Source organism: Rahnella victoriana (assembly GCF_021276285.1).
In the GTDB taxonomy this organism is placed as follows: Bacteria; Pseudomonadota; Gammaproteobacteria; order Enterobacterales; family Enterobacteriaceae; genus Rahnella; species Rahnella victoriana.
Genome location: NZ_CP089919.1, coordinates 2,361,976 through 2,385,654, shown reverse-complemented (window position 1 = coordinate 2,385,654; position 23,679 = coordinate 2,361,976). Strand labels below are relative to the sequence as shown.

20 protein-coding genes are annotated in these 23,679 nt (G+C 54.2%); 1 reads left to right on the top strand and 19 read right to left on the bottom strand.

Annotated elements, in window-relative coordinates; translation table 11 throughout:
* Positions 1-6 precede the first annotated feature (6 nt).
* From alaS to J9880_RS10970, 6 genes are all read right to left on the bottom strand, one after another.
* Positions 7-2,637: an alanine--tRNA ligase gene (alaS, locus tag J9880_RS10995; protein ID WP_232769318.1), complete on the bottom strand. Its 2,631-nt coding sequence runs from the start codon at positions 2,635-2,637 to the stop codon at positions 7-9.
* Between the two features lie 138 nt (positions 2,638-2,775).
* On the bottom strand, positions 2,776-3,318 hold the full coding sequence (gene recX, locus J9880_RS10990; RefSeq protein ID WP_408637234.1) for a recombination regulator RecX: 543 nt from the start codon (positions 3,316-3,318) through the stop codon (positions 2,776-2,778).
* 267 nt (positions 3,319-3,585) lie between these two features.
* Positions 3,586-4,650 (bottom strand): recombinase RecA, encoded by a 1,065-nt coding sequence (recA, locus tag J9880_RS10985; RefSeq protein WP_095923507.1) that lies wholly within the window; start codon positions 4,648-4,650, stop codon positions 3,586-3,588.
* Positions 4,651-4,757: 107 nt separating this feature from the next.
* Positions 4,758-5,252 carry a nicotinamide-nucleotide amidase gene (gene pncC, locus J9880_RS10980; protein WP_232769317.1) on the bottom strand — a complete coding sequence of 165 codons (495 nt, stop codon included), beginning with the start codon at positions 5,250-5,252 and terminating at the stop codon, positions 4,758-4,760.
* A 156-nt stretch (positions 5,253-5,408) separates the two neighbouring features.
* Complete coding sequence (gene mltB / locus J9880_RS10975; protein ID WP_119823249.1) at positions 5,409-6,512, bottom strand: lytic murein transglycosylase B; 1,104 nt, start codon at positions 6,510-6,512, stop codon at positions 5,409-5,411.
* A 153-nt stretch (positions 6,513-6,665) separates the two neighbouring features.
* A complete protein-coding gene (locus J9880_RS10970; RefSeq protein WP_232769316.1) occupies positions 6,666-9,326 on the bottom strand; it encodes a hypothetical protein in 2,661 nt (886 codons plus the stop codon).
* Between the two features lie 423 nt (positions 9,327-9,749).
* On the opposite strand from J9880_RS10970, the gene mutS reads away from it, so the two are divergent.
* Complete coding sequence (mutS, locus tag J9880_RS10965) at positions 9,750-12,305, top strand: DNA mismatch repair protein MutS (protein ID WP_232769315.1); 2,556 nt, start codon at positions 9,750-9,752, stop codon at positions 12,303-12,305.
* 110 nt (positions 12,306-12,415) lie between these two features.
* On the opposite strand, the gene rpoS is transcribed toward mutS, so the two are convergent.
* From rpoS to cysG, 13 genes are all read right to left on the bottom strand, one after another.
* Positions 12,416-13,402 (bottom strand): RNA polymerase sigma factor RpoS, encoded by a 987-nt coding sequence (gene rpoS / locus J9880_RS10960; protein WP_095923512.1) that lies wholly within the window; start codon positions 13,400-13,402, stop codon positions 12,416-12,418.
* Positions 13,403-13,453: 51 nt separating this feature from the next.
* Positions 13,454-14,473, bottom strand: coding sequence for a murein hydrolase activator NlpD (nlpD, locus tag J9880_RS10955; RefSeq protein ID WP_095923513.1), 1,020 nt, complete (start codon positions 14,471-14,473; stop codon positions 13,454-13,456).
* A gap of 230 nt (positions 14,474-14,703) precedes the next feature.
* On the bottom strand, positions 14,704-15,330 hold the full coding sequence (locus J9880_RS10950; protein ID WP_095923514.1) for a protein-L-isoaspartate(D-aspartate) O-methyltransferase: 627 nt from the start codon (positions 15,328-15,330) through the stop codon (positions 14,704-14,706).
* On the bottom strand, positions 15,320-16,084 hold the full coding sequence (gene surE / locus J9880_RS10945; RefSeq protein ID WP_166654458.1) for a 5'/3'-nucleotidase SurE: 765 nt from the start codon (positions 16,082-16,084) through the stop codon (positions 15,320-15,322). Before surE ends, J9880_RS10950 begins: the two co-directional genes overlap by 11 nt.
* A complete protein-coding gene (gene truD, locus J9880_RS10940; RefSeq protein WP_232770466.1) occupies positions 16,065-17,111 on the bottom strand; it encodes a tRNA pseudouridine(13) synthase TruD in 1,047 nt (348 codons plus the stop codon). Before truD ends, surE begins: the two co-directional genes overlap by 20 nt.
* Before the next feature lie 22 nt (positions 17,112-17,133).
* Complete coding sequence (ispF, locus tag J9880_RS10935) at positions 17,134-17,607, bottom strand: 2-C-methyl-D-erythritol 2,4-cyclodiphosphate synthase (RefSeq protein ID WP_015695903.1); 474 nt, start codon at positions 17,605-17,607, stop codon at positions 17,134-17,136.
* Positions 17,607-18,326 carry a 2-C-methyl-D-erythritol 4-phosphate cytidylyltransferase gene (ispD, locus tag J9880_RS10930; protein ID WP_232769314.1) on the bottom strand — a complete coding sequence of 240 codons (720 nt, stop codon included), beginning with the start codon at positions 18,324-18,326 and terminating at the stop codon, positions 17,607-17,609. Before ispD ends, ispF begins: the two co-directional genes overlap by 1 nt.
* A 2-nt stretch (positions 18,327-18,328) precedes the next feature.
* The gene (gene ftsB, locus J9880_RS10925) at positions 18,329-18,649 is read right to left on the bottom strand and encodes a cell division protein FtsB (RefSeq protein ID WP_095923516.1); all 321 of its coding nucleotides are present in this window, start codon (positions 18,647-18,649) and stop codon (positions 18,329-18,331) included.
* Positions 18,650-18,816: 167 nt separating this feature from the next.
* Positions 18,817-19,197: a DUF3561 family protein gene (locus tag J9880_RS10920; RefSeq protein WP_095923517.1), complete on the bottom strand. Its 381-nt coding sequence runs from the start codon at positions 19,195-19,197 to the stop codon at positions 18,817-18,819.
* Positions 19,198-19,256: 59 nt separating this feature from the next.
* Positions 19,257-19,880, bottom strand: a complete 624-nt coding sequence (gene cysC, locus J9880_RS10915) for an adenylyl-sulfate kinase (protein WP_095923518.1) — start codon at positions 19,878-19,880, stop codon at positions 19,257-19,259.
* Position 19,881: 1 nt separating this feature from the next.
* A complete protein-coding gene (cysN, locus tag J9880_RS10910; RefSeq protein WP_131693258.1) occupies positions 19,882-21,309 on the bottom strand; it encodes a sulfate adenylyltransferase subunit CysN in 1,428 nt (475 codons plus the stop codon).
* A 13-nt stretch (positions 21,310-21,322) separates the two neighbouring features.
* Positions 21,323-22,231, bottom strand: coding sequence for a sulfate adenylyltransferase subunit CysD (gene cysD, locus J9880_RS10905; protein ID WP_047609197.1), 909 nt, complete (start codon positions 22,229-22,231; stop codon positions 21,323-21,325).
* Between the two features lie 10 nt (positions 22,232-22,241).
* Positions 22,242-23,666, bottom strand: coding sequence for a siroheme synthase CysG (cysG, locus tag J9880_RS10900; protein ID WP_232769313.1), 1,425 nt, complete (start codon positions 23,664-23,666; stop codon positions 22,242-22,244).
* Positions 23,667-23,679: the final 13 nt, after the last annotated feature.

The window sequence follows — 23,679 nt, the reverse complement described above, 5'->3', positions numbered from 1 at the left end:
TATTTCTTATGACAGCTTAGATTCAACCCAGGCTTCTACCGTTGCCAGAGCAGCAGGTAACGCCTGCACATCACTACCACCAGCCTGCGCCATATCAGGACGACCACCGCCTTTGCCGCCCACCTGCTGGGCAACGGAGGCAATCAGCTCGCCTGCTTTAACGCGATCGGTCAGATCTTTCGTGACACCGGCAATCAGGCTGACTTTGTCATCCGCAATGGTCGCCAGAACAATAATCACTGAACCTAACTGATTTTTCAGATCATCAACCATCGTACGCAGAATCTTAGGCTCTACGTTATCCAGCTGACGAACCAACAGCTTAACGCCTTTCACTTCTTTCGCCTGGCTGGACAGTGATGCACTTTCCTGCGCGGCTTGCTGACCTTTCACCTGCTGAAGTTCTTTTTCCAGCACACGTGAACGTTCAATCAGGGTACGGATTTTATCGGTAATGCTGTTCACATCGCCTTTTACCAGATGTGCCACATCCTGCAGCAAATCGCTTTGCTGATGCAGGGCATTGATGGCATTTTCACCGGTAATCCCTTCAATGCGGCGAACACCTGCTGCGGTACCGGATTCGCTCTGAATACGGAACAGACCGATATCACCGGTACGGCTGGCGTGCGTGCCACCACAGAGTTCGGTAGAGAAATCACCCATGCTCAGCACACGAACGCTGTCTTCGTATTTCTCACCGAACAGCGCCATGGCGCCTTTCTCTTTCGCTTCTTCCAGATCCATGATGGTGGTCTGAACAGGCAAATTGCGGCGGATCTGGGCATTCACCAGATCTTCGACCTGGCGGATCTCTTCAGGTTTCATGGCTTCAAAATGCGAGAAGTCGAAACGCAGATAGTTGTCATTAACCAGAGAACCTTTCTGAGCCACATGTTTGCCCAGAACCTGACGCAACGCGGCGTGCAGCAAGTGGGTCGCAGAGTGATTCAGACGAATACGGTCACGGCGCGCGGCGTCAACTTCCGCCTCGACGCTGTCGCCGATGCTCAGTTTACCGGCGTTCAGGGAACCCTGGTGGCCAATCGCTTTGCCGTATTTCTGGGTATCCGAGACGGAGAAAATGCCTGATGCCGTTTTCAGGATGCCTTTATCGCCCACCTGACCACCGGATTCACCGTAGAACGGCGTGTCATCCAGCACGACAATCGCGTTAACGCCAGCCTCAATCTCATTCACTGGCTGACCATCAACAAACAGCGCGATCACTTTGGAATGGCGTTGCAGATGTTCGTAACCGGAGAACTGAGTGACGCCATCCACGCGAACCATGCTGTTATAATCTGCGCTGAAGCCGCTGGACTCACGAGCACGACGACGCTGAACGTCCATCGCTCTCTCGAAACCGGCTTCGTCAACTTTCAGATTGCGCTCGCGGCAAACATCCGCGGTCAGATCCAGCGGGAAACCGAAGGTGTCGTACAGACGGAAAGCAATTTCGCCGTCCAGCGTATCGCCTTTCAGAGCGGACAATTCTTCGTCCAGCAACGCCAGGCCGCGTTCCAGAGTACGGGCAAACTGCTCTTCTTCGGTTTTCAGCAGTTGCTCAACCATCGCCTGCTGTTCTTTCAGTTCTGTCGCCGCCGGGCCCATCACCTCAATCAGCGGAGCAACCAGTTTGTAGAAGAACGTGTCTTGCGCACCCAGCATGTTGCCGTGACGGATCGCACGACGAATGATACGACGCAGCACATAGCCACGGTTTTCATTGGATGGGATCACGCCATCGGCAATCAGGAACGCACAGGAACGGATATGGTCAGCGATAACGCGCAGGGATTTGCTGGTCAGATCGGTCGCACCGGTAACTTCCGCGACAGCCGCGATCAGTTTCTGGAACAGATCGATGTCGTAGTTTGAGTTCACGTGCTGCATCACCGCGGTGATGCGCTCAAGCCCCATCCCGGTATCAACGGAAGGTTTTGGCAGCGGCAGCATGGTACCGTCAGCCTGACGGTTGAACTGCATGAAGACCAGGTTCCAGATCTCAATATAACGGTCGCCATCTTCTTCAGCAGAACCCGGAGGGCCGCCCCAAATGTGATCGCCATGATCGTAGAAAATCTCGGTACAAGGGCCGCAAGGACCGGTATCACCCATCTGCCAGAAGTTGTCAGAGGCGAAGGCGCCGCCTTTATTATCGCCGATGCGGATAATACGTTCTTTAGGAACGCCGACTTCTTTTTCCCAGATTTCAAAAGCTTCGTCATCGGTCTCGTAGACGGTAACCCACAGCTTCTCTTTCGGCAGATTGAACCAGTTTTCGCCGGTCAGTAATTCCCAGGCGTAGTTGATGGCATCGTGCTTGAAGTAATCGCCGAAGCTGAAGTTACCCAGCATTTCGAAGAAGGTGTGGTGACGTGCGGTATAACCGACGTTTTCGAGGTCATTGTGTTTACCGCCTGCGCGGACACAACGCTGAGACGTGGTAGCGCGGTTGTAATCGCGCTTATCCAGACCGAGGAAAACGTCTTTAAATTGGTTCATCCCGGCATTGGTAAACAACAGTGTCGGATCGTTTGTCGGGACAAGCGAACTGCTTGAAACAATGTTGTGTCCCTTACTATGGAAGAAATCGAGAAACGCTTGACGGATCTCAGCGGTGCTCTTGCTCATAAATATCCCGGAATCATGCTGGAAGAACGGCTCTTGAGCCGGATAACGCTGCATATGGCAGCAATCTGTACAGCTCACGAACGAAAAAGTGCGGATAAGATAAAATTTCTGCGCGGGGAAGTAAAATACCGTATGCGGTCAATCGTCAAAATCGCGATAAATAGACTGTATTTCTTCCTGAAAGAAGCCCCGATAGAGCAAATAACGCAGAACTTTTGATTTTTCTTTCCAGTCAGTCGGCAAATTTTCACCAAATTTTCTGACCGCCAGATCCCTCGCCAGAACACACCAGTCGACTTCCGTATTTTCCAGCGCCACCTGGATGGTTTCTTTATCGACACCTTTTTGCAGTAATTCCGAACGGATGCGCTGCGCGCCGTAACCTTTATGGCTTCGGCCAGAAATATAGCGGCTGGCAAATTTGGCATCATCAAGCCAGTGATGCTGATAACAATAATCGATGACGGTCTGCACATGTTCTTCCGGGATCTCTTCCGGCACCGGCCGCGGAGCCGGTTTAGCGCGCACCGTCTCTTCGTCGGCAAACTCATTGTGTTCCGGTTTTTTACGCGAAGACCAGCTGCTTTTCTTATTTTGAGGTTTGACGAACGGCATTGGCGGAATGAGTAATTTGCGGCGCAATTCGGCTTCGCCGTGGTCACGCTGAGACAGCAAACGCATGGCGCGGTTAATCAGCGTGTTGATTTTCGCGGCATCGCCGTCCTTTTTCTGTGGCTCAAACAGTGTGGACTCGCTGTTTTGCGCCACTTCTTCCAGCAGCCTTTTCAGGTCGATGATTTTTTTATCAGGTAAGTTTTCATCGGACATAAGGTTTTCCCCTTATATGCAAAATGCCAGTCTGGGAACCAGACTGGCATTTTAGCGACGTTTGAAAGTTACGGACAAAGTCCCCTGCCCTTCAAATGTCTTTGTCAGACAACCGCGAAATTAAAACTCTTCGCTGGTTTCCATGTTGTCGTCAGCATCTTCAGCCGTGGTCGCAGCACTCAGTTCACCGGTACCGCTCAACAGCATATCACGCAGTTTTTTATCCAGCTCGGCAGCCACTTTCGGGTTTTCTTTCAGGTAGTTGCAGGAGTTCGCTTTACCCTGACCAATCTTCTCACCGTTGTAGCTATACCATGCACCGGCTTTTTCGATCAGCTTGTGCTTCACGCCGAGATCAATCAGCTCGCCGTTAATGTTGATGCCTTCGCCGTACATGATCTGGAATTCAGCTTGTTTAAATGGCGCAGCGATTTTGTTCTTCACCACTTTCACACGCGTTTCGCTACCGACAACCACATCGCCTTCTTTGATCGCGCCGATACGGCGGATATCCAGACGCACAGAAGCGTAGAATTTCAGGGCGTTACCGCCGGTGGTGGTTTCCGGGTTACCGAACATCACACCAATTTTCATACGGATCTGGTTGATGAAGATCAGCAAGGTGTTGGCGTTTTTCAGGTTACCGGCCAGCTTACGCATCGCCTGGCTCATCATACGTGCCGCGAGGCCCATGTGAGAGTCACCAATTTCGCCTTCGATTTCCGCTTTCGGTGTCAGTGCGGCGACGGAGTCAACGATGATCACGTCAACAGCGCCTGAACGGGTCAGCGCGTCACAGATTTCCAGAGCCTGTTCGCCGGTATCTGGCTGAGAACACAGCAGGTTATCGATATCCACGCCCAGTTTTTTAGCGTAGATCGGGTCCAGGGCGTGTTCTGCATCGATGAACGCACAGGTTTTGCCTTCACGCTGTGCAGCCGCGATAACTTGCAAGGTCAGCGTGGTTTTACCGGAAGATTCCGGGCCATAGATTTCAACGATACGGCCCATTGGCAAACCGCCGGCACCTAACGCGATATCCAGAGACAAAGAGCCGGTAGAGATCGTTTCAACGTCCATGGAGCGATCTTCACCCAGACGCATGATGGAGCCTTTACCGAATTGCTTTTCAATCTGGCCCAGTGCTGCAGCTAACGCTTTTTGCTTGTTCTCATCAATAGCCATTTTTACTCCTCGTCTGATACAGGGGAACATCCCGCCTGCATCACTGAATATAATTTATGTACAGGTAATTGGCAGTAATTATACTGTATGCTCATACAGTATCAAGACTAATTTTTAATAAACTCGCGCAATGCAGTTTGTAGCGAAAAAACAGCAGCTTGCAAACGCACTGCTTCGCGATCGCCGGAAAACTGCTGTTTTGCCGTCAGAACCCGGCCGTCTTTTCCGGCAAATCCGAACCAGACAGTGCCGACAGGTTTTTCTGCTGAACCGCCGTCAGGGCCGGCGATACCGCTGACCGACACCGCAATATCCGCGCCCGCTGCATGCAGGACGCCCTGCGCCATTTCATGCACCACCTGCTCGCTGACCGCGCCATATTGCTCCAGTGTGCTTTCGGAAACACCCAGCAGTTCATGTTTGGCGGCATTGCTGTAGGTGACAAATCCGCGATCAAACCACGCAGAACTGCCCGCAATATCGGTGATGGCTTTGGCAATCAGACCGCCGGTACAGGATTCTGCACAGGTGATCCACTCCCCTTTCGCTTTCAGCGCGACGCCGATTTCCACACTCAGTTCATGTAAACGTTTTTCGCTCATATCCCCTCCTGACGGGTCATCTGAACCAGACCCGATGTTAGCATTTCTCTTCCGGTCTGTGAGTCCCGGCGAAGCGTTTTGCGCGATGTATTCAGAATTGGCATGAAAAAAGAAGGGCCACTCGCTGCGGCCCTTCAGACATCAACGCAACCGGGATTAGCGTGCGGCTTTGACTGCTTCGCCCAACTGCCACACGGCCATCGCATAATGCACGCTGTGGTTATAACGGGTGATGGTGTAGAAGTTCGGCAGCCCGTACCAGTACTGGTAATTAGTGCCCATATCAAGGCGCAGCAGGCTGGCTTCCTGATAATTACCCAGCGAACCGAGCGGGCTCAGTCCCGCCGCTTTCAGCGTATACAACGGATATTTGGTTTTGAAGCCATTCTCAAGCAGAGGTGCCTGCCCTGCCGCCGGTACTGCGATTGGCGCGCCTTTCGTCCAGCCGTGCGCCTTGAAATAATTGGCGACGCTGCCGATGGCATCAATCGGATCCCACAGGTTGGCATGACCGTCACCGTTGAAGTCGACGGCATAATCTTTATAAGAGGATGGCATAAACTGACCATACCCCATTGCACCCGCAAAGGAACCGCGCAGGCTCAGCGGATCATCGCCTTCACGCCGTGACATCAGCAGGAAGGTTTCCAGCTCGCCGGAGAAGTACTCCGCCCGGCGCGGATAAGCAAAGGACAGGGTCGCCAGCGCATCGATAATACGAGTTTTGCCCATCACGCGTCCCCAGCGGGTTTCCACGCCGATAATGCCGACAATGATTTCCGGCGGCACGCCGTAAACCTGCTCGGCGCGCTGCAACGCATCCTGATATTGATTCCAGAACACCACACCGTTCTGGACGTTATCCGGCGTAATAAACTTGCTGCGATAGCGGTTCCACGCGCCGTTGGGCACCGTCGATGGCGGGCCGGAAGGCGCCTGCTGATCCATCAGCCTTAACACAAAGGCCAGACGTTTGGTCTGCGACAGGACATCATGCAATTGCTGACGATCAAATCCGTGCTCGCGCACCATTTTGTCGACGAACTGATTCATGGCCGGATCATAGGCGAAATCACCGGTCTGAACCGCACCGGTATGCTCAGGTTGCAGCAGAAAACCGCCGTCAGGAACCGTATTCGCGCTGGCATTTCTTCCATCGGAGAAAGGGTTGCGCGGGCCTTCAGGCTGTGGCGCGGGCTTGTGACTGCTACATGCAGAAAGTGTAAGAACCAGGGGAAGAATGACTGCCAGGTGGCGCATCGGATATCCGTAACCATGCAATAAAAGAGGTACGGATATGGTAGAGCATTATCAGAGCCGAAAAAACTGAAAATCACCGTCTTTACAAGGAACAATGATTCCGGGGGGCGGGCCCGCTGTACCGGACCCGCCTGCGGTAAAAACGCCGTCAGATTACTTCGTCACTGGCGACTTAGAACGCCACTGGCTGCCTGATTTCAGCGCACTGCTTTCCTCAAATTTCACCGGATTATCACGATAGGTTTTCAGTTTGTTGCGCATCCAGCTGCTGGTATCGCCCACGCCGCTGATCACCCCGGTGGTGGCGCCACCGCCCAGCTGCACATGGAAAATCCCCCGTGACGGGAAATCCAGATATTTTGGCGCGGAAAGATCCCAGGAATGGCGCGAGAACAGTTCACGGGTGTTGTTGCTCATCGTAGCCACATATGCGGCATCAAACGGCAACGCAAGAAGACGCCCGTTGATCGCCTCAACTAAGGTGCCAATTTCAGCATGCCCCATCAGGTAGCTGCCGCCGCTGCCCCAGTTCTGCGTATTGAAATCAGCATTCACCTCATCAGCAGAAGTCGGCAGATGGCTGGCCGGGATCTGCCAAGGCAGAACCGGTTGACGCAGATGGCGGCTTAACGAAGCGCAGAAATCAAAGGTGCGTTCCCATTCGTATGGCGAATAACAATAGCCATTGGCATATGAACGGATAGTGAAATCATCCGCTTCGTAACGGTCGGCCGCCATAAAATCCGCGCCTTTTGCTACATCCGGCGAACCGTCTGCGCGGATATATTCGATGTCATCAAACACGCCGACCAGCAGCGCATATTGCGCCGTCAGTCTGCCTGCGGTGAACGGATCAACCGTCATTTTTTTATGTTGCCCGTCAGCGGCATCAAACACATCGTCATAGCTGAAATCTTTGTACACCCATTGGGAACCGGCGACGCCCCACAGGTTGACCTGCCAGCCGAGCACCACATCCGGCGCAACCACGCGCGTCAGCCAGTTCACTGCCCGGATATAACCTTTCAGGCTGTTGGTAATGCCCGCCGGAACCTGCACATGAATATTATGATGAGCCAGTGCCTCGCTCAGCGGCTGACGTACCGGAATTTCATACGTCGGCAGGAAACCGTATTTCTGACATTCGCCGAGATAATCCGGATTGACAATGTAACCGGCTGGCACCGGATGTTCCGCATCCTGCTGCGACTGTGCCATTTGAAGAGACTGAATAAAGTTAGCGAAGCTGAATTTATGGCGAACCGGATCGGCAATAATATTCGTGACATCGCCCAGTGACAGGTTACAGGTATAAGACACCATCAGCGGCAACACGGGTTCATTCAGTTTGGCGGAAACGTCACGCGCCATTTTAATAATTTGCAGCGTCGGTTCTTTAGACGGTGACAGATAATCGCCCGCATCGCCCATGCCGTCATCACCGGAATATTTGAAAATTGAAGAGACGCGCGCCGCGGCAAAATCATCCACGTTAGTCGGTACCATATTGGCGCAGGCACCAAAGGTGAGGTACTCAGGGAAACCTTTCACGCGCAGATTCGCCCCTTTCACTACCGCCACATTCAGCTGTGCCGGTGCATTCGCGCTGACCAGTAAAGGCTGAGGGCTGACATCCACGTAATGCACGACGCCATCGAGAATAAAGGTGTCGGAAACCACGGTATAAGCACCCGGCGCAACCAGAACCGCCTGCTCAATGTTACCATTTTGCGCGGCAATCGCATCAAAGCGGTACTGACGTGGCGGAACGGAATTGTCCGTCAATCGCAGTGTCAGGGATTTACTGACCGCAGCATCTGCCTTCACACTGACCGTCAGCTTCGCCGCATTGGACTGTGAATCGCCACGCTGGCTGACCTGTGCCTGGGTGTAATTAATGCTGTGATACTGACCGTCGAACTGACCGTCGTAATCATCAAACAGATAATGAACATTGTTCAGACGTAAATCGGCGAGGCGGATTTCAAACCGGCCTGAAACAGGTAAATGTTCCAGACGATATTGCTGGCCGGAACGTACCGGTAGGCTCAGTTTATCCGTGCCATTCTCGCTGCAAATCAGCGTCAGTTCTTCATCGCGTAAACCGGCAAGACCTGAGAAATTCAGGGCGACATCAATGGTCGTACTGCGGTCCACTGCGCCGAAGGTGATGGCCAGCGACGTGGTGCGGCCTTTATCAATGGTGATTTCTGCCTGACCAATATTAACAGGAACACGGATCGTGCCGTCATCCGTGCTTAAATCTGTCGCAATGACAGTGTAATTCCCGGCGTTGACGGAGAAAGTAGACACGTGACCAAACCCCGGCAAAACACGCAGAGTCTTGTCGCCGCGTACCAGACGCAGTTCGACTGCGGTATTTTTTAATCCGGCGGGCAGCGGCGGGCAACTGACTGACAGCTCACCGGTCACACCCGGCTCTTCGTCTGCGGCCAGCGCAAAGGTTTCACGGAAATCAGACCAGGCAGGCGAATCGGCAGAAGAGACGTTCAGCCCCATATGGATTTTCTGAATAGCGTCGCCGACAGGCTGACCGTCAGTCGGTTCGACGATCACTTTGACATCGAAAATTCCGCCGCCAACGTCTGTTGATTCCACCTTAATACCGAGTGGTTTCCACGGATTAGTTTCGACGTTAATATCACCGGCAGTGATTTTTCCCGGTGCTGAAAATACGATCACTAATTTTTCTTTAATATCAACCGCGTTGCCTGACGTTGATTTAATTTCATTCAAATCGAGAGTGGGATACCACGCATCGTTGGTCATGTTTAATTTGAATTGCAATTGCATAATACTTCTCCGCAAAGATGGGTAAACAGTGTGAAAAATCCCGTATTAATAAGGTCATCCGGGAACAGCCATCACCCTAGCAGAGGAGTAAAACATTCATCGAAACACTTAATTCATTTTATGCAGTTGTTATTATTAATATCACCTGACAACAATCGCATTAATATAACGGCACAATTTTATGATTATCATGCCTGTTATTATTATTCTCATAAAAAATAAAAAAGGTATTAATACGCCATATCGACATGCTCAAATTCACAAAACGCTACGCTCTGCAAATGAGGGGCATGTTACATGTCAGCTTTGCGCGATGCTTTCCAGTTTTAGTTGTGACAGCTTCTTGCCCGCTGGGCTAAGATACGCAACAGAAAAAATCCTTAAACCCATCGCATCGAAAAATGGATTAAAAAGATTAAGTCTATGACAAATAATGTAAACCTGGATGCCCACACGCCGATGATGCAGCAGTATCTGCGTCTCAAAGCAGAGAACCCGGAGGTTCTGTTGTTCTACCGCATGGGTGACTTTTACGAACTGTTTTATGACGATGCAAAACGCGCATCGCAGCTGATGGATATCTCCCTGACCAAACGTGGCGCATCTGCCGGTGAGCCGATCCCGATGGCGGGCGTGCCTTATCATGCGGTAGAAGGCTATCTGGCGAAACTGGTGCAACTCGGTGAATCTGTCGCGATTGCGGAACAGATTGGTGATCCGGCGCTGAGCAAGGGGCCGGTTGAGCGTAAGGTTGTGCGTATTGTCACGCCGGGGACGGTCAGTGATGAAGCTCTGCTGAGCGAGCGTCATGACAATCTGCTGGCCGCAATCTGGCAGGATGGCCGTGGTTTTGGTTACGCCACGCTGGATATCAGTTCCGGCCGTTTCCGCGTCGCACAGCCTGACGATCTCGAAACCATGGCAGCGGAATTACAACGCACCAATCCGGCGGAATTGCTCTATCCGGAAAGCTTTGAAGCCATGCCGCTGATTGCCTCCCGCCGTGGCCTGCGTCGTCGCCCGATGTGGGAATTCGAACTGGAAACCGCCAAACAGCAGCTGAACCTGCAATTTGGTACCCGCGATTTAAGCGGCTTTGGGGTTGAACAGGCTGCGCAGGCATTACGCGCCGCCGGTTGCCTGCTGCAATATGTGAAAGATACGCAACGCACCGCCCTGCCGCATATCCGTGGTGTCACCATGGAGCGCCAGCAGGACGGCATTATTATGGATGCAGCCACGCGCCGGAATCTGGAGCTGACGCAAAATCTGGGCGGTGGCGTCGAGAACACACTGGCCGCCGTGCTGGATCAGGCCGTCACCCCGATGGGCAGCCGTATGCTCAAACGCTGGATCCACATGCCCAGCCGCGACATCAAACTGCTGACCCATCGCCAGCAGGCCATCGGCGCATTGCAGGATATCACCGCCGATTTACAGCCGGTGCTGCGTCAGGTCGGCGATCTCGAACGTATTCTTGCACGTCTCGCCCTGCGCAGCGCCCGCCCGCGTGACCTGGCCCGTATGCGCCATGCGATGCAGCAACTGCCGGAAATCCGTGAGATCTTGCAGGGAACCGAAGCCGCACATGTCAAAACGCTGGTTGAGCAAACCGGTGACTTTACCGAACTGGTGGAACTGCTTGAGCGCGCTGTGATCGAAAGCCCACCGGTGCTGGTGCGTGACGGTGGCGTGATCGCCCCGGGCTATAATGCCGAGCTGGATGAGTGGCGCGCGCTGGCCGACGGCGCGACGGATTATCTTGATCGTCTGGAGATCCGCGAACGTGAAAAGCTGGGGCTGGATACGCTGAAAGTCGGTTTCAACGGCGTTCACGGTTATTACATTCAGGTCAGCCGGGGTCAGAGCCATCTGGTGCCGATTCATTACGTCCGTCGCCAGACGCTTAAAAATGCTGAACGCTACATTATTCCTGAGCTGAAAGAGTACGAAGACAAAGTGCTGACCTCCAAAGGCAAAGCCCTGTCTCTGGAAAAAGCGCTGTATGAAGAGCTGTTCGATCTGCTGATGCCGCACCTGTCTGCGTTGCAGCAAAGCGCCAGCGCGCTGGCCGAACTGGATGTGCTGAGCAATCTGGCGGAACGCGCATACACACTGAATTACGCCTGTCCGACCATGAGCGAAAAACCGGGAATCAACATCACCGGCGGCCGCCATCCGGTAGTGGAACAGGTGCTGAGTGAGCCGTTTATCTCCAACCCGCTGAACATGTCTCCGGCGCGACGCATGCTGATCATCACCGGTCCGAACATGGGCGGTAAAAGTACCTACATGCGTCAGGCGGCACTGATTGTTCTGATGGCGCATATCGGCAGCTATGTACCGGCAGAAGCCGCCGTCATCGGGCCGGTGGATCGCATCTTCACCCGCGTCGGGGCGGCAGACGACCTGGCATCCGGACGTTCGACCTTCATGGTGGAAATGACCGAGACCGCCAATATCCTGCATAACGCCACTGAAAACAGTCTGGTGCTGATGGATGAGATCGGGCGCGGAACCTCCACCTACGATGGTTTATCGCTGGCATGGGCCTGCGCGGAAAATCTCGCCAGCCGTATCAAGGCCATGACGCTGTTTGCCACCCATTACTTCGAACTGACCACGTTGCCAGAGAAAATGGAAGGCACGGTCAACGTGCATCTGGATGCCATCGAACACGGTGACACCATCGCCTTTATGCACAGTGTGCAGGACGGTGCCGCCAGCAAAAGTTACGGTCTGGCCGTGGCCGCACTGGCCGGTGTGCCGCGCGATGTGATTAAGCGTGCGCGTCAGAAACTGAAAGAGCTGGAAACGTTATCGAATAATGCGGCAGCCAGCAAAGTGGACGGTCCGCAGCTGGCCCTGCTGACGGAAGAGGTGTCTCCGGCGGTCGAAGCGCTGGAAGCACTGGATGCCGATTCCCTGTCGCCACGTCAGGCGCTGGAATGGATTTATCGTCTGAAAGACATGGTGTAAGCGTACGCTGGCCTGATCAGCGCGCATAAAAAAACGGTGAGTATTAACTCACCGTTTTTATTTTCGTTCTTACTGATCATGCATGATGCAGCGACTGTTTTACGCGTCAGTTACTCGCGGAACAGCGCTTCAATGCTCAGCCCTTGTCCCTGCAGGATTTCACGCAGGCGACGCAAACCTTCTACCTGAATCTGACGAACACGTTCACGTGTCAGGCCAATTTCGCGGCCCACATCTTCCAGCGTTGCCGCTTCATAGCCCAGCAGGCCGAAACGACGCGCCAGCACTTCACGCTGTTTTGCATTCAACTCGAATAACCACTTCACGATACTCTGTTTCATATCGTCGTCTTGTGTGGTGTCTTCCGGGCCGTTGTCTTTTTCATCCGCCAGAATATCTAACAACGCTTTCTCTGAGTCACCACCCAACGGGGTATCTACAGAAGTGATGCGTTCATTCAGGCGCAACATACGGCTGACGTCATGTACCGGCTTGTCGAGTTGCTCTGCAATCTCTTCCGCGCTCGGTTCATGGTCCAGTTTATGTGCAAGTTCACGTGCGGTACGCAGGTAAACGTTCAGTTCTTTAACGATGTGAATTGGCAGACGAATAGTACGGGTTTGATTCATGATCGCCCGTTCGATTGTCTGACGGATCCACCATGTTGCATAGGTAGAGAAACGGAAACCGCGCTCAGGGTCGAATTTTTCAACCGCACGGATCAGACCCAGGTTACCTTCCTCGATCAAATCCAGCAGTGCCAGACCGCGGTTACTGTAGCGGCGGGCAATCTTAACCACCAAACGCAGGTTACTTTCAATCATACGGCGGCGGGAAGGCACATCTCCCCGCAGCGCGCGTCGTGCGAAATAAACTTCCTCTTCTGCGGTAAGCAGAGGGGAATAACCGATTTCACCGAGATACAGTTGAGTGGCATCCAGCACTCGTTGGCTTACAGCCTGCGACAACAATTCTTCTTCAGCATCGTTGTCGGCAGTCTCTTCGACTATTGCTTTCTCGTCAAAGGCTTCAGCGCTGTTCTCGTCGAAATCTACATCATCATGTAACTCGTTAACTTTCAGCGTATTCTGACTCATAAGCTGCTCCTACCCGTGGTCCCGAGGGCAGAATCAATGCTCTGCCCCGATTTATCGCTGCGGAAGATAACGCAGCGGGTTTACGGATTTCCCCTTGTAACGAATTTCAAAATGCAATCTTACTGAACTGGTTCCGGTGCTACCCATAGTCGCTATTTTTTGTCCCGCCTGCACTTCTTGTTGTTCCCGGACCAGCATTGTATCGTTATGTGCATAGGCGCTCAGGTAATCATCATTGTGTTTGATGATGATAAGATTACCGTAACCGCGCAGAGCATTACCCGCGTAAACCACACGCCCCGAGGCGGTTGCTACGACAGATTGTCCACGCGAACCAGCAATATCGATCCCCTTATTTCCCCCTTCAGAAGCTGAGAAATTATCGATAATTTTCCCGTCAGTCGGCCATTTCCAGGAGGAAACCGGACCGCCATTATTTGTTGAAGTGGCGACGGGAGTGCTGGCTACAGCAACAGGTGTTGTGGTGGTAACTGCACCTGATGAAGGCAACATCTTGCCTACATTCTGTTTACCAGAAGAGTCAGAATACGTGGTAGTTGGTTGAGATGCAACCACAGAACCTGTGAGCATTCCCCCGGTTGGTACTTTCGGAACACCGCCATTTGTCGCATCTGTGACGGCCGTCGTGCTGCTCGTACTGGCCGCCGAAGAGACGTTATTTATCTGGACGGTTTGCCCCACTTCCAGGCTGTATGGCGCAGGGATATTATTGCGCGCGGCCAGGTCACGGAAGTCATTGCCGGTGATCCAGGCAATATAGAACAGGGTGTCGCCACGCTTCACCTGATAGGTGCTGCCGCTGTAACTTCCCTTAGGAATAGAGTTGTAGCTGCGGTTGTAGACAATGTGTCCACCAGGCCCCACGGCAGGTGCCATTTGCGGAGCGGAATTCGGAGTATTCTGACTACTATTGCCGCTGCTACCACCGCCATTGACGCTGCTGATAGGTGCGGACGTGGTTGAATTGTTCGTACATCCCGCCATCCAGGCACTGATAAAAGTACACACTGCAATGCGGCTTAGTGTTTTTATTGGGCTTCCCGTGCTCATATTTCCCCCGTTACGGCAATCTCAGAATATCTCTTTAACCTCGCACACCGCGCCAGCTGGCGCTTTACGTGTCATCGGACACGGTGCGGGCAGGCAACACGCTCACTCAGGTCTTCGCCCGAATGCCGCTGTGCCATAAAAAACTGTAGTGGATGCTATCAACATCGCCAGTACAGCACCATATAACAGTTGTATTTAAATTTTAAGGGGTTAGTCCTGCGGGCTGCTGTTCAGGCCAGTTCGCCTTTGACCAGCGGGACAAAACGAACGGCTTCGATAGTCTCTGCGACAAACTCATCACCACGCCGGGTGACCCGTTGCAATGTCTGGTTTTCTTCACCCACGGGCAGGATCAAAACCCCGCCATCATCGAGTTGTTGCAGTAAATCTTGAGGTATTTCAGGGGGTGCGGCGGTGACAATAATGGCATCAAACGGACCGCGTGAAGGCCAGCCCTGCCAGCCGTCGCCATGACGGGTAGAAACGTTATGCAAATCAAGCTGCTTGAGACGTCTTTTCGCCTGCCACTGCAAGCCTTTGATGCGTTCAACCGAGAAAACATGCCCGACCAGATGCGCCAGAATGGCGGTCTGATAGCCTGAACCGGTGCCAATTTCCAGCACGCGGGAAGAAGGCTCAAGGCGCAGCAGTTCGGTCATTCTCGCCACCGTATAAGGCTGGGAAATCGTCTGGCCGGAGCCAATAGGCAACGCGGTGTTTTCGTAAGCTTTGTGCTGAAATGCCTCGTCCACGAAACGCTCACGCGGCACAGATTCAATGGCATGCAACAGTTTTTCATCATGAATGCCCTGCTGGCGCAGTTGTTCCAGCAGGTTGTACATCGGCTTATTCACCATTCGCGCTCACCCCGGCCTTTTCCAACCATGAGACCACGACATCCTGAGCCGCATAGGCAGTTAAATCCACCTGAAGTGGCGTCACTGAAACATAACCTTGTGCCACGGCAGCAAAATCGGTATCAGGTGCGACATCAAACTTATCGCCCGGCGGGCCAATCCAGTACAAGTCCTGACCGCGCGGATCCTGCTGACAAAATACCTGCTCGGCCGGATGACGGCTACCACAACGCGTCACTTTGATCCCTTTAATCTGCGAAAGCGGCAGATCCGGGACGTTAATATTCAGAATTTTGCCAGTACGCAAAGGCTCACGCGCCAGCGCCCTGAGAATGCGACAAGTGATGATCGCCGCCGTGTCGTAATGCTGATGACCGTCCAGCGAGACCGCCAGCGCAGGAAAGCCCAGATGACGGCCTTCCATCGCGGCGGCGACCGTACCGGAGTAAATCACGTCGTCGCCCAGATTCGGTCCGGCGTTAATGCCGGAGACCACGATATCCGGCTTCGGACGCATCAGCGTATTGACGCCAAGATACACACAGTCGGTCGGCGTACCATTAATTACGGCAGTATCGCCGTTGGGGTAAGACTGAATACGCAACGGGCCGTCCAGCGTCAGCGCATTCGATGCGCCGCTGCGGTTACGGTCAGGGGCCACCAGCTTCACGTCGGCAAACTCACGCAGCGCGGACGCCAGCGCCTGTATGCCGGGAGCCAGAACGCCGTCGTCGTTACTCAGTAATATCCGCATCAGCTTCATCCAGATTCATCAGTTCACGCACCACGCTGGTGGCATAACTGCCGGCCGGTAACCAGAATTTGAGTTCCAGAGTGACGTCATCCCAGCGCTGCCATTGCATCTGCAAAGGTTGCAGCATGATGGCACGACGTGCCGGTTCGACGCGCTCGCGTTTCAGCAGTGACAGCAAATCCGTCTGGTCGCTGAGACAGGTTTGCTCGAACGCTTCGGCGTCTTCCAGCGTGCCCAGCGGACCGTCACCGGGTAAAGGTGCCGTCACCAGCAGTTCACCGCTTTCAACGCGCGGCTGCAGCGATGCAAACTCTTCGGCTTTCGCCACAAACCAGCTGCCGCGCCCGCTCAGTTGCAGGGCATCACCCAGCATTGGCTGACGCACGGTGCCGTCGGCCAGACGCTGACTGGCGACGATATTGAACATCGCGCTGCGGCTGGCGGAAAGATAGAAGCTGCGCCTGGCGCGTTCTTTCGGACGGGCTTCGTTGGTTGCCCAGCGTTTCGCCTGCACCAGATTATTGCCGCCACGACCAAAGCGCTGGGTGCCGAAATAGTTCGGTACGCCCTGTTGGGTGATTTTTTCCAGACGTGCTTCAATATCCGCGATATCGCTGACCTGACGCAGCACCAGCGTAAACGCATTACCTTTCAGGGTACCGATACGCATTTTTTTGCGATGGCGTGAGGCACGCACCACTTCGCAGCCTTCAAGGTCAAACTGACTTAAATCCGGATCAGCCTTGCCCGGCAGATGCAGGCAAAACCATTGTTCGGTGACCGCATGGCGGTCTTTGAGACCGGCGTAACTGACGTCACGCGGATGCACTTTGGCAAACCGCGCCAGCTGCTCTGCGACAAACTGCGTGTTACAGCCATTCTTGCGGATCCGCACCAACAGATGTTCACCTTCGCCGTCCGGCTCAAAACCCAGATCCTCTTCGACAATAAAGTCTTCGGGATTGGCTTTCAGCTGGCCGGTGGCAACAGGCTCACCCAGTAACCAGGTGAGTCGGGACATATCTATCATGCGGTAATCTTCCACAACATTATTCCTTAATCAGCAGGGCAACGGCTTCGCAGGCGATACCTTCGCCACGGCCGGTAAAACCCAGCTGTTCGGTGGTGGTGGCTTTTACGTTGACGTCATCCATATGGCATTGCAAATCTTCGGCCAGAAACACACGCATCTGCGGGATGTGCGGCGCCATTTTCGGTGCCTGGGCAATGATCGTGATGTCCAGATTGCCCAGCTTGTAGCCCTTCGCACGGATACGGCGATAAGCTTCGCGCAGCAGTTCACGGCTGTCAGCGCCTTTGAAGGCCGGATCGGTATCCGGGAAAAGCTTGCCGATATCCCCCAGCGCAGCCGCGCCGAGCAGTGCATCCGTGGCCGCGTGCAGCGCCACGTCACCGTCAGAATGCGCCAGTAAACCCTGCGGATAAGGGATACGCACACCACCGATCACCAGCGGGCCTTCGCCGCCAAATTTATGTACATCAAAACCGTGACCGATACGCATTATGCGTTCTCCTCCTGGGATAAGCGGGTTAAATAGAATTCAGCCAGCGCCAGATCTTCTGGTCGGGTGACTTTAATATTATCGGCCCGTGCCGGGATCAGCATAGGATGAAAACCGCAATATTCCATTGCCGAGGCTTCATCTGTGATCACCGCACCTTCATTGAGTGCACGGCGCAGGCAGGTTTTCAGTAATTCGAGCGGGAAAAATTGCGGTGTCAGCGCATGCCAGAGATCCTGACGGTCAACCGTATGGGCAATCGCTGCAATGCCCGGTTCGCCCCGCTTCATGGTGTCACGCACCGGCGCGGCGAGGATGCCGCCCACTTTACTGGTGGCCGCAATCGCCAGCAGATTATTGAGATCATCTGGGTGCAGGCATGGCCGCGCGGCGTCATGCACCAGCACCCAGCCGTGGTCTCCGGCGACGTCCAGTCCGGCCATCACCGACTCAGCGCGTTCCGCACCGCCTGTCACCACGCGGATACGCGGATCACCGGCAATGGGAAGCTGATGGAAGTGCGTGTCATGCGGGCTTAATGCCACGATAACCTGACTGACTTTGCCGCTTTGCAGCAAAGCGAGAATGGAATGTTCTACCAGCGTTTTACCGCCGACAGAAAGGTACTGCTTGGGGCATTCTGCCTGCATACGGCTGCCAATACCGGCAGCCGGTAACACGGCAATGACCTCTGGAAGGGAAACTGCGGTATGACTCATGGCTATTGATTCAGGTTGTTTTGCGAAACGGTGCTGCCCGGCGCACGTTTGTTGTCAGGCACCAGACGATAGAAAGTCTCGCCGGGTTTAATCATGCTCAGTTCGTTGCGCGCGCGTTCTTCGATCGCTTCCTGACCACCATTTAAATCGTCGATTTCTGCGAAAAGTTGATCATTACGTGATTTCAGTTTGCCGTTATTAACTTGTTGCACCTGAACGTCATCATTTACACGTACATAATCGTGAATACCATTCTTACCCAGCCACAGCGAATACTGTAGCCAGCCAAGTAAAATCAGTAATAGCAGTGTTAGTTTGCCCATCCCCGCCCCCTAAAAAAGCTGGACAATCATCCCACAACTTTCCCTCTGACTCCACTATGGCAGGGCAAATGCCGGTGAGAATCAGACTTACGCACGCAATTATGGGTGAGAATGACACAATGGGTTACATCGTGAAGGGAATTTGCAGGGAAAACCGCCAGAAAAAATCACCAGCCAGACAGGAAGGAGAAGACCGTCCAGAACATGCCAATGACGCAGATCGCACTCGCCACTGCGCTTTTAAACCAGCAACCGCGAAAGAACATGCTGAACGCAATACCTATCAGGACGGAAACCGGCATCAGCGCCAGAAAGAACGGCCAGGTGTAAAGCAGGAAAAACAGGGTATTGGAACCGTAAACCAGAAAAGGGATCGCAAAGGCCAGCCAGTAGAAGACGAAACCGATAAACCCGCCCTGCATGGAGTAAGACGGTTCTTCAGTATCCGGATTGTCAGTTGTCTGTGCCAGCACGTGTGTCCGCGGGCTGAGTTCCCCGCGACGATCCACACGGATCCGGCTGACAAGTCTGCTGAGTAATGCCTGCATAGATGATCCCTGTATTTCAGTGTAAACCGGCACGCTCTGTGGCGTTTGGCCGGCAACATTCAGGGATTGATAATAGCGCGCTGGCGCATCACTTCTAATAATTGAGGCACCAATTGTGTTACCAATTGTTCACCATCAAGATGCACATCCGGGGTCTCCGGCGGCTGATATTCGGAGTCAATACCGGTGAAGTTTTTCAGCTCTCCGGCACGGGCTTTCTTGTATAACCCTTTCGGATCCCGCGCCTCGCAGATCGCCAGCGGCGTATCCACAAACACTTCAATAAACTGACCGTCTTCCAGCAAATCACGCACCATGTCACGCTCGGCACGGTGTGGCGAAATGAACGCGGTCAGCACCACCTGTCCGGCATCCACCATCAGTTTTGCCACTTCCCCCACACGGCGGATGTTTTCACGACGGTCATCGTCAGTGAAGCCCAGATCGCGGCAAAGTCCGTGGCGGACATTGTCGCCATCCAGCAGATAGGTGCTGACCCCCTGAGCATGCAATGCCTGCTCCAGTGCACCGGCGACGGTGGATTTCCCCGAGCCAGAAAGCCCGGTGAACCACAACACCGCGCCGCGATGACCATGTTGCTTTTCGCGATCCGCACGCGTCACCGCGTGCGGATGCCAGACAACGTTCTCATCTTTGCGTAAAGCGCCGTCCGGTGAGGCCATCTTATTTGCCACCCAGTAAATCGCGTGCGCCCCAGTGCGGGAAGTGACGGCGTACCAGACTGTTCAGTTCCAGCTCAAATGCGCTGTATTTATCCGATTCCTGATAAACCTGTTCAACGGCTTCACGCACCAGACCGGCACCGACCGTCACGTTGGTCAGGCGATCAATAAAGATCATGCCACCGGTCACCGCGTTACTCTGGTAGTTATCCAGCACCAGCGGTTCGTCGAAAGTCAGTTCCACCAGGCCGATACCGTTGAGCGGCAGGTTTTCCACCACGCGCTGCGTCAGGGTGTTGATCTCGACCTGATATTCGATATTTTCCACCCGCGCACGGGCTTTTTTTCCGCCGACTTTGATGTCGTAGCTCTGGCCCACGCTCAGTGGCTGTTCAGCCATCCACACCACATCGACTTTGGCATTCTGTACCGGTTTGACGGTTTCTTCTGCGTCCACCAGCGTGTCGCCACGGCTGATGTCACGTTCATCGGCCAGCACCAGCGTAATCGCTTCGCCTGCCCAGGCTTCCTGCAAATCGCCATCGAAAGTCACAATGCGCGCCACGGTGGATTCCACACCGGACGGCAGCACTTTCACTTTCTGACCGACACGCACGGAGCCGGACGCCAGCGTACCGGCATAACCCCGGAAATCGAGGTTCGGACGGTTCACATACTGCACCGGGAAGCGCATCGGCTGCTGTTCACGGATGTTAATGATGTTGACGGTTTCCAGCACGTCGAGCAGCGTCGGGCCGGTGTACCAGCTCATTTTCCCGCTTGGCGTGGCGACGTTATCGCCTTCCAGCGCCGACAGCGGCACAAATTTGATGTCCAGATCGGTCGGCAGTTGTTGAGCGAAATCCAGATAATCCTGTTTAAATTGCTCGTAAACCGCTTCGCTGTAATCCACCAGATCCATTTTGTTGACGGCCACCACCAGATGGCGGATCCCGAGCAAGGTCGCAATGAAGCTGTGACGGCGGGTTTGATCCAGCACGCCTTTACGGGCGTCGATCAGTAAGATCGCCAGATCACAGGTCGATGCACCGGTCGCCATGTTGCGGGTGTACTGTTCGTGCCCCGGCGTGTCAGCGATGATGAACTTACGTTTCTCGGTAGAGAAATAGCGGTAAGCCACGTCAATGGTGATGCCCTGCTCGCGTTCGGCCTGTAAGCCATCCACCAGCAACGCCAGATCCAGTTTCTCGCCCTGGGTACCGTGACGTTTGCTGTCGTTATGCAGTGAAGACAACTGATCTTCGTAGATCTGACGAGTGTCATGCAGCAGACGACCGATCAGGGTACTTTTGCCGTCATCGACGCTGCCGCAGGTCAGGAAGCGCAGCAGGCTTTTGTGTTGCTGAGCGTGCAGGTAAGCTTCGACGCCGCCCTGCTCCGCGATTTGTTGTGCAATTGCGTTATTCATTAGCTGCGGCTCCTCAGAAGTACCCTTGACGCTTTTTCAGTTCCATCGAACCGGCCTGATCACGGTCGATCGCGCGTCCCTGACGTTCACTGGTGGTCGACACCAGCATTTCTTCGATGATCTCCGGCAGCGTTTGCGCCCCGGATTCAACGGCACCGGTCAGCGGCCAGCAACCTAATGTGCGGAAACGCACCATTTTCTTCTCGATCACTTCGCCCGGTTGCAGATCAATACGATCGTCATCGACCATCAGCAGCATCCCGTCGCGCTCCAGAACCGGACGCGGCGCGGCCAGATACAGCGGAACGATCTCGATGTTTTCCAGATAGATGTACTGCCAGATATCCAGCTCAGTCCAGTTGGAGAGCGGGAACACGCGGATGCTTTCGCCTTTGTTAATCTGGCCGTTGTAGTTGTGCCACAGTTCCGGGCGCTGGTTTTTTGGATCCCAGCGGTGGAAGCGGTCACGGAACGAATAAATACGCTCTTTGGCACGGGATTTTTCTTCATCACGGCGTGCGCCACCGAAAGCCGCATCAAAGCCGTATTTATTCAGCGCCTGCTTCAGACCTTCGGTTTTCATGATATCGGTGTGTTTGGCACTGCCATGCACGAACGGGTTGATGCCCATTGCCACGCCTTCCGGGTTTTTATGCACCAGCAGTTCAAAACCGTAGTTCTTCGCCGTGCGGTCGCGGAATTCGTACATTTCGCGGAATTTCCAGCCGGTATCCACATGCAGCAGCGGGAACGGCAAGGTACCCGGGAAGAAGGCTTTACGTGCCAGATGCAGCATCACCGAGGAATCTTTCCCGATGGAGTACATCATCACCGGGTTGGCGAATTCAGCAGCCACTTCACGGATGATATGGATACTCTCCGCCTCCAGTTGCCGCAAATGAGTCAGTCGTTTTTCGTCCATAACAGATCCTTTAAGCCAAATTCACAACCGACGGACGTTGAGTGCCGTCAGTCTCAGGATGATGCCCAAACCAGGCCAGTTGCTGATGAAGTGATACCACTTCACCAATCACCAGTAACGCCGGCGTCGGCGCCTGTTGAGCCAGATGTTCAAGATTATCGAGTGTTCCGGTCAGTACCTGCTGATCAGAACGCGTTCCCCGTCCGATAACCGCGACGGGCGTATTTGCTGCGCGACCATGGGCGATCAGTTGCTGGCTGATGTCAGCGGCCTTGAGCGTACCCATGTAAATCGCCAATGTTTGCTGGCCTTTCGCGAGGGTTTCCCACTGCACGCCGTTATTTTCCGGGCGGCAATGGCCGGTCACGAATATCACACTCTGCGCGTAATCACGGTGCGTCAGCGGGATCCCGGCATACGCCGTCGCGCCCGCCGCTGCCGTCACGCCCGGCACCACCTGGAAAGGAATGCCCGCGGCCTGCACCGCCTGTAATTCTTCGCCGCCTCGACCGAAAATAAACGGGTCACCGCCCTTGAGGCGCACGACTTTTTTCCCCTGCTGCGCCAGTTCGACCAGCAGACGGTTGGTTTCTTCCTGCGCGACAGAATGACTGCCCGCGCGTTTACCCACACAGATCTTGTCCGCATCGCGGCGAACCAGATCCAGAACGTCTTCGCTGACCAGATGATCGTAAAGCACCACATCGGCCTGCTGCATCACCTGCAGCCCGCGTAAGGTGAGCAATCCTGCATCACCCGGTCCCGCGCCGACCAGCGTGACATTGCCGTTGTGCGAGATGTCTTCCGCACTTTCTAACTGTTGTTGCAGAGCTTGTTCGGCTTCTGCGAGCTTTCCCGAAGAAGCAAGGCTGGCAAAACGCCCGGAAAACAGCTGTTCCCAGAAACGACGGCGCGCACGCATGGAACTGAACTGCGTTTTGACATTGTCGCGCCAGCGTCCGGCGATATCGGCCATTTGTCCCAGACTGGTTGGCAGCAAGGTTTCCAGCTTTTCGCGCAGCATTCTGGCGAGCACGGGGGCTTTGCCGCTGGACGAAATCGCCACCACGATCGGCGAACGGTCGACAATCGAGGGGAAAATGAAAGAGCACTTCGGCTGATCGTCCACGACGTTAGCCAGCAGATGACGGCGGTTCGCCTGCTCAAACACTTCTGCATTCAGCGCAGCGTCATCAGTGGCGGCAATCACCAGAAACACATCATCGAGCTGTTCCGGCAGAAAAGCCTGAGCTGACCAGCTGATTTCAGCGGCCTGTCTGCGTTGTTCCAGTTCGGGAGAAAGTGCCTGTGCGACTATCCGTACTTGCGCACCCGCCCGCAGGAGAAGATCGATTTTGCGAGCAGCGACTTCGCCACCTCCCACAACCAGCACAGGGCGTTGTTTGAGGTCGGCAAATATTGGTAGATAGTCCACAAAAGCCTTAATT